The organism is Planctopirus limnophila DSM 3776 (genome assembly GCF_000092105.1).
Classification (GTDB): Bacteria; Planctomycetota; Planctomycetia; order Planctomycetales; family Planctomycetaceae; genus Planctopirus; species Planctopirus limnophila.
This window is the reverse complement of sequence record NC_014148.1, coordinates 2,860,069-2,872,969: the sequence shown is the minus strand read 5'-3', so window position 1 is coordinate 2,872,969 and position 12,901 is coordinate 2,860,069. Positions and strand designations below refer to the sequence as shown.

Genomic DNA, 12,901 nt, shown 5'->3' with positions numbered 1-12,901 from the left:
CAGCATTCTTGACATAAGACCTTGCGTCATCGAAGTATGCGGTTTTTTGATGAGATGATTTCATGGCCTGTGAACTTGAATCATGGTGGCGAAACGAGTTGATCGTTGAATACCGTGCTGCCTGATGGAGAGTGAACAAGCCGCCTCTAACGTGGCCGACTTATAACTGACGGAACCTCATGTACGCACAGAATTACAAGCATTTGGGCGCTCATCCGGAAATTCGTGATGGGGTTTTAGGGACTCATTTTGCTGTTTGGGCACCGAATGCCCGCGAAGTCAGCGTGATCGCTGATCTGAATTTCTGGAGTCATGGGCAGAACTGGTTGCAATCCAGTGATGATGGCGTGTGGCGGGGCTTTATTCCCGGGATCAAGCCCGGAGATATTTACAAATACAGCCTGAAGACGGCCTCCGGCTTGAGACTCGAAAAGTCTGATCCCTATGCCTTTGCAGCCGAGTTACCACCACGGACTGCATCTGTCGTTTCCGATCTTTCGGGCTTTCGTTGGAATGACGAAAAGTGGATTCGTCAGCGGGAAATGAAGAATATTTATGAGCAGCCCATCTCGGTTTACGAGATCCATCTGGGATCGTGGCGGAGGCCAACGGATGGGCGACGGTATTTCAATTATCGTGAACTGGCCGTGCAACTCGTCGAATACGTCAAGCCATTGGGTTTTACCCATCTGCAGTTGCTGCCAGTGACGGAGCATCCTTTTGATGGCTCATGGGGCTATCAGACCACGGGTTATTTTGCGCCGACCAGTCGATTTGGAACGCCTCACGACTTCATGTTCTTCGTCGATTACTGTCATGAGCACGGCATTGGTGTACTCATGGACTGGGTCCCCGCTCATTTTCCGACCGATGCACACTCGCTCGGAAATTTTGACGGGACCGCCCTTTATGAACATGCTGACCCCCGCAAAGGATTTCATCCCGACTGGGGCACTCTGATTTTCAATTATGGTCGCACGGAAGTGGCTGATTTTCTGCTCTCCAGTGCCCGATTCTGGATGGACGTCTACCATGTGGATGGCCTGCGGGTCGATGCCGTGGCCTCTATGCTGTATCTCGATTACTCGCGAAAAGCCGGAGAGTGGATGCCGAACATGTTCGGCGGGCGTGAGAATCTGGAAGCCATTCAGTTTTTGAAAGATTTGAACGTTGTTATCCACCAGGATTTTCCTGGCGTCCTGATGGTGGCTGAAGAGTCGACGTCGTGGGGTGGTGTTTCCCGCCCTGTTTATACAGGGGGGTTAGGTTTCGGCTTCAAATGGGATATGGGCTGGATGAACGATACTTTGCGGTATTTCCGCAGAGATCCCATTTATCGCCGGCATCATCAGAACGAACTCTCATTCCGGATGGTGTATGCCTTTACTGAGAACTTCATGCTGCCACTCTCACATGATGAAGTGGTGCACGGCAAACGCTCGTTAATCAGTCAGATGCCCGGAGATCATTGGCAGCAGTTTGCCAATCTGAGAGTTCTTTATGGCTATCAGTTCACCACACCAGGCAAGAAACTGCTCTTCATGGGTGGTGAAATCGCCCAGTGGACCGAATGGAATCATGATGCTCAACTCGATTGGGAACTGACCAAATTCCAGTTTCATCACGGCATCCAGAAACTTATTGCGGATTTGAATCAGCTCTATCGATCCGAATCGGCATTACATTATGGCGATTGCGATGCAGAGGGCTTCTCATGGATCAGCGCTGATGATTATCAGAACAGCGTTTATTCCTGGGTGCGCTACGGCAGTCATCCCGAGAATCTGCTGGTTGTCATGATGAATCTCACACCCATTCCCCGGCACAACTACAAAGTGGGTGTCCCGTTAGCTGGCTTCTACAAGGAAGTCCTCAACACAGACTCCAGTAACTACGGGGGTTCGAATGTAGGGAACTCGGGTGGTGTCTACAGCGAAATCGGACAACTTCATGGGCATGGCCAGTTTATTCAGGTGACATTGCCACCATTAGGCATGATTGTGCTGAAACCCATCACTCGGCCAGCGGCTGTACTCGAAGCCACGGCAGGAAAAGTGGCGGCAGATTGAATCGCTGCCAAATGCGCTGATCACGTGCCCTGACAGGGAAGAGCGGCGACATGGCTGCTCAAGCTTTACCAGGACGGAAGAGTTTCTCTGAACAGATCTTTCGGATTCGTCCGTAAAATCGATTCATGTTTCGCCGGACTTGCACTTCTTGCCGAATCCAAGGCACTCGGAACCTGCTCGCCTCAGTTTTGAGGGCAAGTTTCTGATATTCCCTCAAGAATATCGGAGACGATCGTGCATCGTGACCAGAAAATCGGTCTCGCCCTGGGTGTCCTGCTGATCGGAGCAGTGGCGGCATTTTTCTTTCGAAACGAACGCTCAACAATGGATGGAGTTCCCGTGATCTCCGACGTTGTTGAACTGGATGCTGTGATTGCCGAGAAGAACTTCAGGCCTTACCTGGGAGATTCCAGCCGCGCTTCAGACCGGACGGTCGCCCGTCCCGTCAATGATACACTCATCATTCCACCGTTAAATGATCCGTGGGAAGGATCTGCGTCTGGCAAGATCGAGGCACCGGTAGCGCCGACCGACAATCCTAAGCAGGCAATGAACCGTCCGTCTGACGAAACGACTCAGGATTTGCCGGCTATTCCCTGGCCTGATGATGTGCTGGAAGTGGAGTCCGTTGCGCCAAAACAGACCGGTAGTTCACCATCAGCTAATGGAACTCAAGGCTTTCGAAGCGAACGCCAGGACCAACGTGGACTGACTGAGGCCACTGGCGATATGTCGCCTGCCAATCCAACGGGAATGGATCGTTATCAACGATCAAGTGGTTATCGTCCGGGAGATGCTGGCAGCTCAGATTCTGAGGCCGTCACGATGGTGACTCATGTCGTCAAAAAGGGTGAAACATTATCGTCGCTCTCACAAAAATACCTGGGACGCGAAAGTCGTTATCTGGAAATCTTTGATGCCAATCGAGACCAGTTGCGGGATGCTCATGGCGTGCGTACCGGAATGACACTCAAAATCCCTGTCACCAGGAACTCGAGAAACATCGCGGAAACTCCTCGGCAGACGAGGGACGATCCTGCATCCCCAGCGCCTGCCAATGGAGAGAAACGATTGTTTGTGCCCTTCAAGCCGCGTCCTGCCAACGCCGCCACCTGGGGGCCAACGACGGAGTTACCGGAAGCGGCACCCCGTCGCCTGAGTCAGCAACCACCCGAATCCAGCGTGTTGAGATAAGGATATCCTTGGGCTTTTGGCATTCGATTCCCTCACATTCTTCAATGCCGCAACGCGAAGAATTTGACTGATCCCAACGAAGACATCACTTTGTTGATGCGATCCATCAGCAGGAGTGTGCCTCCAGGAAATGTTTGGGGATGCCGATGCGCGGACGAAGAAGTTTCGTCTGCGGGCAAAACTCGGCGACCGCAATCACTTCCCGGTCTTCATTCAGGATGCAGACATGGGCAGGAATCTCTGGTTGACTCTCTGCCGTTGAGTGCAGGGCCTGCAAAGCATCACCTGAGATGTTTTTGCCATGCTGCAGATCTACGACGGCCTGGCGCGTGGCCACCCAGCGCTGAGATTCAGTAAATGCCAGCATGGGGTGGAGCAACAGCGGCTGGAGATCAGCCAGGCTGAAGCCATTCGGCAGGCTGTCGAGCCGCAGTGCGCTATCGAGGTGAAATGGTCCAATATGTGTGCGTGTCAGTGCGGACATATAGGCTCCGCACTGAAGTTTCTCCCCGAGATCTCTTGCCAGGGATCGAATGTAAGTGCCACTGCCACATTCGATCTGCAATTCGATGTCCGGGTTGGCGTACTTTGTCAACGCGAGTTGATGAACCTCAACCGTTTTAGGCGTCAGCTCAAAATCCTGCCCAGATCGGGCCAGGTCATAAGCTCTTTTCCCCGCCACATGGACGGCACTGAAGCGAGGGGGAATCTGCTGAATCTGGCCACAAAAATGAGTGAGTTCCTGTTCGATCAATTCGCGAGTGAGATGTTGCGTATCGACCTGGGTCGAGAGTTGTCCCTCGGCATCGTCTGTTTCGGTGGTTTGCCCGAGATGGAAGGTGGCAGAATATCCTTTGGGCAACGCCTGAACGTGTTCCGTCAGACGAGTTGCCGGGCCGATTCCAATGACCAGAACACCTTCTGCGAGTGGATCGAGAGTTCCAGCATGCCCGACCTTCAGGGGGCGAACAGCACGTTCGATTTTGCTGACCACATCGCGTGAGGTCATTCGCAGTGGTTTATGGATATTGAGAAAGCCCCACTTCATGGTGGCGAATATCGTTCTGAAGAGACATGTTTAAGGGTTAAGGCATGTTCGAGGGTTATGGCAGACAAAAGCCCTTGTCATAATGTTCATGACAAGGGCTTCGAGGGGTGGCTTACCGGGATCGAACCGGCGACCTCCAGAACCACAATCTGGCGCTCTAACCAGCTGAGCTAAAACCACCACGCAGAACAGTTGCACCGTTCTGTCTATAATTTATCTTCGATTGAGGCAGCCAGCAAGTCAAAAGCACAGGGTGGTCTCTGAGGACAATTTTCTTTTGACTGGAAAATCTGGCATTTCCCGAATCAAGTTCTTTGAAACGGGATTGGGAATAGCCCGTCCACTTTGACACAATACAATCGAACTCATTCAGTCTAGCAGGCTGACGACGAGAAGGCACTGGACGTGCTTTCATATTGAGCTGTCGCGAGAAGCGTCATCCCACCGAAAACGGCAGGAGCAACCGGAATTGATTGAGACGACATCGGCAGTGTTGAAAATCGATCACCTTGTGACGCAGTTCCGTACGGAGAACGGCTACTTTACCGCAGTGAATGGTTTGACACTGAATATCGGAAAAGGGCGAATTCTCGGACTCGTGGGAGAATCTGGTTCAGGCAAGTCAGTTACTTCGCTCTCCATCATGCGGCTGTTACCAGAAAGCAGCGCCAGGATTGCCGAGGGCACGATTACATTTCTTGGCAAAGATCTGGTGAGATTACCCTCGCGGCAGATGCAGGAACTGCGCGGCCATGACATCAGTATGATTTTTCAGGAGCCGGGGACATCGCTGAACCCGGTGTATAAGGTCGGAAGTCAGGTCGCCGAAGTATTGTTACTTCACAAGCAGGCCACCAAAAAGAATGTCATGCAGCGAGTGATCGAGCTTTTTCATGAAGTGGGAATTCCCAATCCAGGTGAGCGAATTCACAGCTATCCTCACGAGATGTCTGGTGGCCAGAAACAGCGTGTGATGATTGCCATGGCGCTGGCTTGTAATCCCCAGCTGCTGATTGCCGATGAACCCACGACGGCGCTTGATGTCACGATCCAGGCACAGATACTGGGGTTGATTCGAAAATTGCAGCAGACACGGCAAATGTCTGTGTTATTCATTACTCATGACCTGGGTGTGATTGCAGAAATTGCGGATGATGTTGCCGTCATGTATCGAGGGAAACTGGTCGAGCAGGGGCCCATTGAAAAGATCTTCACGAATCCGCAGCATCCTTACACCCGAGGATTGCTTGCCTGCCGCCCGACGCTTGAGTCACAAAAGAAGCGGTTGAACACAGTAGCGGACTTTATGGACGTCGTGGAAAACCAGGCGACTGGTGAGTACACAATCGTGGAGAAGCATGCCAACAGCGAACGATTGGTGCTGGCGGAGAAGAATGCCCGGGATCGCTTGTTTTCTCCCAGATCCGAAGTGATTTCGTTAGGCTACGATGTCTCGGCGATTCCTGAGACCCGATTCATTCCGGAAGGAACCAAGCCTCTATTATCGGTACGTGATCTACAGGTCTATTACCCTGTACGCACTGGTTTCCTGCGTCGAGTCACTGGGCATATTAAAGCTGTGGATGGAATCAGCTTTAATGTGTATCGAGGCCAGACATTGGGGCTTGTTGGAGAATCAGGCTGCGGAAAAACCACGACGGGAAGAGCCCTGATGCGGCTGATTTCATTCACGGGTGGAGAGTTTGACTTTAACGGAATCCCGTGGAGCCAGTTATCGGAGCGAAATTTAAGACATCATCGCCGCAAACTGCAGATTGTCTTTCAAGATCCTTACGCATCGCTGAATCCTCGCATGACTGTCGAGGCGCATTTGACGGAAGCGATGGCTGTGCATCAGCTTGGTGCCAACAAAAATGACCGCCGCGACATGGCAGCACAATTGCTTGTCGAGGTGGGTCTCAAAGAAGAACATCTGCCCAGGTATCCGCACGAATTCTCCGGTGGTCAAAGGCAACGGATTTGTATTGCCCGGGCACTGGCTGTGGAGCCGGAATTTATAATTTGCGATGAGTCGGTGTCGGCACTGGATGTCTCGGTTCAGGCGCAGGTGCTCAATTTGTTGAAAGATCTGCAGGAAAAACGCGGGCTGACTTATATCTTCATCAGTCACGATCTCAGTGTGGTGAAGTTCATGTCGGATATGATTGCCGTCATGAATCAAGGGCGTCTTGTGGAGTACGGCCCGTCCGAACTGATCTACGCTGATCCGCGGGATGAGTACACCCGGCGTCTCATCTCCGCGATCCCTCAGGTCTCTGAGGAAAAACTCAGGCAAAGGATTGCGGCTGGCAACAAAGAAACTGCTTTATGATGAGCGATTTGCAGCACTTCGTGCTCGCCTTTTGCTGCATCCTCCTCTTTAAGGGAGCGTCTCTGGCTTGTGCATGCCGGCAAAACGTACCACAAGAACCTTCTGCTTGGGTTGCAGTTGTTTAGGCTGGCCAAAGAAGTTGCCCCCCAAATTGGTTTCTGCAGCATTAGTGCAGGAGGCGACGGCCATTTCACCCGTATTGAGGGTGACAGAAAACTTCTGTGCATAACAGGTTTCGACCAGTTTTCCGCCCCGAAGTTCCCAACCGGCATCTGTCGGTGTGTGTCGCATCTGCTCCTGCCCGTGGTGGAGTTCTGGGATGAAATCGAGGCGAACCCAGCCATCCTGCAGTCGATGTGGGCGCAGCTTCAGGACACACTGAAGTTGCTCAAAGGTTTTTGAGGTCGTTTTTCCGTTTTCATTCAGGCTGACTTCCATAGGATCCAGCCATGATTTGACATCAATATCAGTGGTGGCACCCGATTGAACGACCACTTTTCTGCGAACGCATTGACTGAGTGAATACTCATCTTCGATCTGCCGCGACATTCCCAGCAGTGCTTGCAGCATCGGAGGAGGCGAGGCACCGACAGTGCCAATCCGCAGCCCGTTCTGTTGCATCAACTGCCTTAAGCCGGGTGCTGCCGCACCGACTTCATCAATTTCCCGCCAGAGTTGCTCACTGACAGTCGGGTCTGAGGCCGGGCGTTCGACAAATAGGATTTCCAGTTGAATCGAGTTCGCGGGCGCGTTGATTGGAGGGAGTGGATTCGTACTCGATATCGATTGTTTTTTGAGAAGCTGATGTGCCTCTTGTGTAAGTCCTGGCACCAGCACACAACCGGCAAAAACGGGGATCAGCAGGGAAGTCATTCCCAGCAGAAAGACCCCACAGAGCCGGTATGAGCAATGCCAGTTCACGGTAAGTTTTGTCCTGAGATCGAGGGATGTAATTTTGAGGAGGGGAGCCAGCGATCAAAACGATCAAATCGAGAAGATGGCAGTAATCGTCAGCAATTGTGTGAGATATCGCCCAGCGGACAGGCCATCTCGCAGAGACATCGAAGTGGATTGAAGCGGGGTAGGGAATTGTGGCAGGTGAGATGAATGGCAGAGAAAATGGTTACTGAGCAGTTAGTGTCAGACTGCCGAGGAAAAAGGCTTTGAAGGGAAAGGATTTGGTTGAGAGGCGAATCAGTGCTTGTAGAAAGCAGATATCGTGGGGGAAAAAGGATCGAGCGGAGGTGCGAAGAGATTTTGCGGAGTAGTGCTTCTAAAAAGTGACACAAAACATGTCAACATCAAAAATCGTCGCCATATCTCGTTTCAGAGGGGGTGGTTAACATTTCAGACTGTGCGGAAGTCTGCGGGAATGCGTGACATTTCAAATGGCTTTTCAGTCGAGATCTGGTTGAAAACGGAGATTAGGTTGTGACGATTCAACCGAATGCCTAGAATCGCAAACGTTTCGAAGTGGCCTGCAAGGCTTTCCATGCGGTGGGATTTTGGAGTTTGGCATGTCGACGTTTCTGTTTACGAGCGAATCAGTCAGTATGGGGCATCCTGATAAGGTATCTGACCAGGTTTCGGATGCTGTCCTCGATGCATTGTTAGCCCAGGATCCTCGAGCTCGTGTTGCCTGTGAAACGTTATGCACCACAGATTTTGTATGTCTGGCTGGTGAAATTACTGCCAATGCTCAGGTCGATTACGAAAAGGTCGCCCGCGAAGCCATTCGGCAGATTGGCTACACCAGTGACGACATCGGCTTTAATGCCGCAACCTGCGAAGTGCTGGTCAAGCTGCATAGCCAGAGTGCAGATATTGCGATGGGTGTCGACCGCGATGGTGCCGGCGATCAAGGGTTAATGTTCGGGTATGCCTGTGATCAGACACCAGAACTCATGCCTCTGCCGATTGCACTCTCTCACCGAATTATCAATCGCTTGACCGAAGCTCGCCAGAGAGGTGAAGTCAACTGGTTAAGGCCAGACAGCAAGAGTCAGGTCACTGTCGAATACGATGCCAAGAACAATGCGGTCGGGATCTCGGCAATTGTGGTTTCGACACAACATGCCGAACATGTTTCGCAAGATGAGATTTCTGAGTTTGTGCGTTCGGCTGTGATCGGGAAATCTGTCCCGACATCCCTGCTTAAGCCATCCACCAAGTATCACATTAATCCGACTGGTCGATTCGTAATCGGTGGGCCACATGGTGATTCCGGACTGACAGGCCGCAAGATTATCGTCGATACTTACGGTGGTTGGGGTCGTCATGGTGGTGGAGCCTTCAGTGGCAAGGATCCCACGAAGGTGGATCGCTCTGCCGCTTACATGGCTCGCTACATTGCCAAGAATATTGTAGCAGCTGGTCTGGCTAAGGAATGTGAGTTGCAACTGGCTTACGCGATTGGTGTGGCCGATCCCGTCAGCGTGCGAATCAACACCAACGGTACTGCCCTGATTGCTGAAGGCAAGATTGCCGAGCTGGTTCGCGAAAACTTCAAGATGACTCCGCTGGGAATCATTGAGTCGTTGCAATTGCGTCAACCAATCTATCAGCGAACAGCCGCTGGTGGCCATTTTGGTCGTAATGAACCGGGCTTCACATGGGAAGCCACAGATAAAGCCTTGAAACTCCGAGAGCAGGCGGGGCTGGGATCGACCTTACCGCCAGTCGGCCATATTGCTTAATGAAATGATCACCACCCCGGCCTTGTGCGAGCAAAGCCGGGGTTTTCTGCTTGAGAGTGAATGCCGGAATAGTTGCCATGGATGGCCTGTTTCAATTGATGCATCGATCGAGGCCTGTCATGCAGGTCTTTCTTGCAGCATTAAGCACCGTAATCAGTGTCAGCGTCTTTGCGATATCTGCTGATCGATTTCCGGTGATCGCGTCGCTTCTGGCCGGAATCTGCCTGCTGATCTGGCTGGTGCTGACCATCACCCGGCGTGTTGACTCAGAAGTCGCATATCAAAGTTGGATGCTGGTCGCGGCTGGTGGTTTCAATGCGGCCTGCTGGTTGAGCTTCGCTATCAGTTCGGGCTCCCCTTTTTTTGCCGGCGTGTTGGCAGGGCTGATACTGATTGCGTTTCTCGGCCAGTCGCTGGCTTCTTCTGTTTACTATGCAAACATGAATCTGGTTAAAGACCAGCTGGATAAATCTGCACCGGCTTCCTCAGAGGTGGTTACTCAAGGTCTTTTGCCAGCGTTTGATAAACAATTGGCTCAGGCCGCTTATGAGGCTCATCCGCCAGCAGATGCTCATCCGTATGAGATCGAGAGAAGCCTGGTCGGAAGTCTCTGGCCAGATTCCGCAGAAGATGATCTGCCAAAAAATGATGACGAGACAACGACTCCCGACGATTCTGTGAGTCATGTTGTCCGCTTTGTGTACGATGATCGCGAAGTTCAGGAAGGGCACTTGCGGATTGAGTTTGAGCAGGGAGCGAGGGAGTCTCTCTTTCATTTGGTGTTTTCACCGCCGTTTGATCATGTGCCTTGCATTGAGATGGAGGACACGACTGCCGGCGAACTTGAGCTGGAGCCACTGGTGGTTTATCGATTTGGAGCGAGAATTAAAGCTCGTCGATCAAGTTCAGTTGAAATTCCTTCGCTATTCGAGATTGCCTATCAGGCTGCTGCTCCACGCCGGGCTGCATGAGACTCTGCTGAGTCGAGTCATTGCCTGCGATGGATCAGGTGGGCAATAGAGATGATTGCTATCGAATCTCTCGTCATCTCGCAGTGGAGAGAAAGGTCATTCTTCGATTCGCAGATAAACAGGGCTAAAGAGCCCGGCAGGAAGTTTCTGAGTCAGCAGTTCTTCGTTGACGGAAATCAACACTCTCAGCTTCGAGAAAATGTTCTGTGGTTGAGGGAGCAGGAATGAATGCTGTTCACTCGTTTCGTTGAAAGTGCCGACAAGCTCGGAATTGAACTCAACACTCCCCGTTCCGCGCATTCCAGAGAACTCGACAAATACCAAGCTAGCTGCTGGAGCATTGATGAGGTCTTGTTGAGCCTTGGGCTGGGTTTGAATCCGGGGGTAATGGAAGCTTCGGGAATACTGCACTTCACCAGCTTCGTCTCCATGGAGGCGGGTGTATTCGACAGGCATCTTTGCAGAGCCTTGAAATTGCTGGTTTTTCGTCAAACTGGTCCACAGATAGTCCCATGGGCCCTTCAGGGCAATGCGATGGCTGGACATGAGTTTCCTACAGCGAAAATGGCAATTCGTGGACCCGTGAAAATTCGTCGGGAAGTCCATCAGGTCCCGATATGTTGGCTAGAATTCAAAGTGCGTAAGCGGTAGCATGCAACGGAGTTAAGTTTTCCATATTGGTTGACACAGATCATTGAAAGCGTCGACACCTTTTTTGTCTGGCACCGGGTGTTCACGATGTGTCGATGATTCGAGTGTTCTGGATTCTCGATATGCATGATGCATCGATCGGACAAAAGATTCGAGAGTCGATGATGCCCGAAGGTCTGCCGCTGGATCTTCTGCAAATGGCAGAGACGCACCGAATTGCCGAAGAGGCTCAAGTGATAGAAAAAATTGTCGAGTCGACATCATCTGAGATCACATCCTCATATGAGACCAGTCCGAGTTCTCAGAAAACCAACGGTCATCTTCAGTCAGTTTCCCATGGTGAACCAGCACCCGGTGGCGAAGTTGTGAAGAAGCCCGTGAGAACTGCAGACCCTCAATGGCCAACGCGGACATCACAGCTTTTGGGTTTTCAGATCCTGGGTGTCGGGGCGTATGTTCCCGATCAGGTCGTAACCAATGCCGAGCTTCAGGAGCGTTGTGGCATTGATCCCGAGTGGATTGAACAGCGAACTGGAATTCTCTCGCGTCGTTATGTGGCTGAAGGGCAGGCCACCAGCCACCTGTGCATTGTGGCCGCACAGCGGGCAATGGCCGATGCGGGAATCACAGCCGACGAAGTGGATCTGGTCGTTATTGGGACTTTCACACCTGATCATCTCTGCCCATCGACAGCCAATCTCGTGCAGGCCCATCTGGGTATTGAAGCTCCAGCCATGGATCTGGCGGCGGCCTGTTCAGGATTTACTTATGCGTTAGCAACGGCAGCTCAGTTTATTGTTACTGGAAATAGTCGGCGAGCTCTTGTGATTGGCGGGGATTGCAACAGCCGCATTGTCAATCCGCGGGATCCTAAGGTGGCACCGTTGTTTGGAGATGGCGCTGGTGCTGTTGTCCTGGGCCGGGGCGACGAAAAGCAAGGTCTGGTGCGATATCAGCTCGGTTCGGATGGCTCCGGGGCGAGTCTTCTGGATCGGCCTGCTGGCGGGACACTCCACCCCTTCACGGAGTCTGATCTTCGTGAAGGGAAAACCTATCTGCAGATGGACGGCAGGAATGTTTTCAAATGGGCCGTGAAAGCCGTCTGTAACAGTATCCTTGTTACACTGGAACAAGCTCAGGTTTCCATTGAGCAGGTTTCCATGTTTATTCTCCATCAGGCCAACCTGCGCATTATCAATCATGTTGCTGAAGATCTGGGGATCCAGCAGGATCGTATTTATAACAATCTTGATAAGTACGGAAATACATCGGCTGGCTCAATACCTATTGCCCTGGCTGAAGTGATTGCCAGCGGACGCCTGCAGCGGGGTGAACTGCTGTTGATCTGCGGTTTTGGAGCTGGGTTAACGTGGGGAACCTGTCTCTTGAGATGGTGATGTGCCCGTTCCCAGGCAGTTTCTGTATCTGCAAGGCTGTACATGACCCTCTCGTGCTTTGAAGTTCTCCGCCTGAAAATGGGTTGTTGAGAGCCTGGCATTCCCATCTTTCTTGAGGTTACTGGGTATGCCGCAAGTTTTTATCGCGCAGGCTTACTGGTAAATTCGGCCAAAACACAGCTGATCTGCTTAGTGTAAATATCAGACATTTGTTTCCCTGATAGGGGGAGAGAAGCCGGGTCAGACTGCTAAAAAATTCAGTTGAATGCTTGAAAGCGAGTTGAATAGTCAAACTCTACTACGCTTTTCGCCAACAGGGTTGTTGTGAACAGTAATTCTGTGTGTCTATAGTTTATTCAAGTGTTTTTGTAGTCGTGGTACTTAAGCTGGAGCAAAGGACTCGATTCAGCTGGCTAAGTCGGATGTTTGTTGATTGGCAGCAGCAAGTAGTCGTTAGATAAACCGGAAAATCTTCTAAAAGCCATGGGCTATTCATTCAGTAGCCAGATAGGCTTGCAAAATGAACGATTGGGCTGCACTATA

At 51.6% G+C, this 12,901-nt stretch carries 9 protein-coding genes and 1 tRNA gene; 6 read left to right on the top strand and 4 right to left on the bottom strand.

Translation table 11 applies throughout. The features are described from left to right. Positions 1-179 precede the first annotated feature (179 nt). Both glgB and PLIM_RS11475 read left to right on the top strand, forming a co-directional pair. Positions 180-2,069, top strand: coding sequence for a 1,4-alpha-glucan branching protein GlgB (gene glgB / locus PLIM_RS11480; protein ID WP_013110486.1), 1,890 nt, complete (start codon positions 180-182; stop codon positions 2,067-2,069). Positions 2,070-2,303: 234 nt separating this feature from the next. After that, on the top strand, positions 2,304-3,263 hold the full coding sequence (locus PLIM_RS11475) for a LysM peptidoglycan-binding domain-containing protein (RefSeq protein ID WP_013110485.1): 960 nt from the start codon (positions 2,304-2,306) through the stop codon (positions 3,261-3,263). Between the two features lie 106 nt (positions 3,264-3,369). Here PLIM_RS11475 and truB read toward each other — a convergent pair whose 3' ends face one another. Together truB and PLIM_RS11465 are read right to left on the bottom strand one after the other, a co-directional pair. Further along, a complete protein-coding gene (truB, locus tag PLIM_RS11470) occupies positions 3,370-4,311 on the bottom strand; it encodes a tRNA pseudouridine(55) synthase TruB (RefSeq protein ID WP_013110484.1) in 942 nt (313 codons plus the stop codon). Positions 4,312-4,417: 106 nt separating this feature from the next. After that, a tRNA-His gene (locus PLIM_RS11465) sits at positions 4,418-4,491 on the bottom strand. A gap of 289 nt (positions 4,492-4,780) precedes the next feature. Between PLIM_RS11465 and PLIM_RS11460 the strand changes: the two genes are divergently transcribed. Then, a complete protein-coding gene (locus PLIM_RS11460) occupies positions 4,781-6,643 on the top strand; it encodes an ABC transporter ATP-binding protein (RefSeq protein WP_013110483.1) in 1,863 nt (620 codons plus the stop codon). Positions 6,644-6,691: 48 nt separating this feature from the next. On the opposite strand, the gene PLIM_RS11455 is transcribed toward PLIM_RS11460, so the two are convergent. Then, the gene (locus PLIM_RS11455) at positions 6,692-7,516 is read right to left on the bottom strand and encodes a hypothetical protein (RefSeq protein WP_013110482.1); all 825 of its coding nucleotides are present in this window, start codon (positions 7,514-7,516) and stop codon (positions 6,692-6,694) included. 644 nt (positions 7,517-8,160) lie between these two features. Here PLIM_RS11455 and metK point away from each other — a divergent pair. Beyond that, positions 8,161-9,339: a methionine adenosyltransferase gene (gene metK, locus PLIM_RS11450; RefSeq protein ID WP_013110481.1), complete on the top strand. Its 1,179-nt coding sequence runs from the start codon at positions 8,161-8,163 to the stop codon at positions 9,337-9,339. Between the two features lie 77 nt (positions 9,340-9,416). After that, positions 9,417-10,310, top strand: coding sequence for a hypothetical protein (locus tag PLIM_RS11445; RefSeq protein ID WP_041401625.1), 894 nt, complete (start codon positions 9,417-9,419; stop codon positions 10,308-10,310). A 96-nt stretch (positions 10,311-10,406) separates the two neighbouring features. On the opposite strand, the gene PLIM_RS11440 is transcribed toward PLIM_RS11445, so the two are convergent. After that, on the bottom strand, positions 10,407-10,856 hold the full coding sequence (locus PLIM_RS11440) for a hypothetical protein (protein ID WP_013110479.1): 450 nt from the start codon (positions 10,854-10,856) through the stop codon (positions 10,407-10,409). 227 nt (positions 10,857-11,083) lie between these two features. Between PLIM_RS11440 and PLIM_RS11435 the strand changes: the two genes are divergently transcribed. Beyond that, positions 11,084-12,358 carry a 3-oxoacyl-ACP synthase III family protein gene (locus PLIM_RS11435; RefSeq protein WP_013110478.1) on the top strand — a complete coding sequence of 425 codons (1,275 nt, stop codon included), beginning with the start codon at positions 11,084-11,086 and terminating at the stop codon, positions 12,356-12,358. Positions 12,359-12,901: the final 543 nt, after the last annotated feature.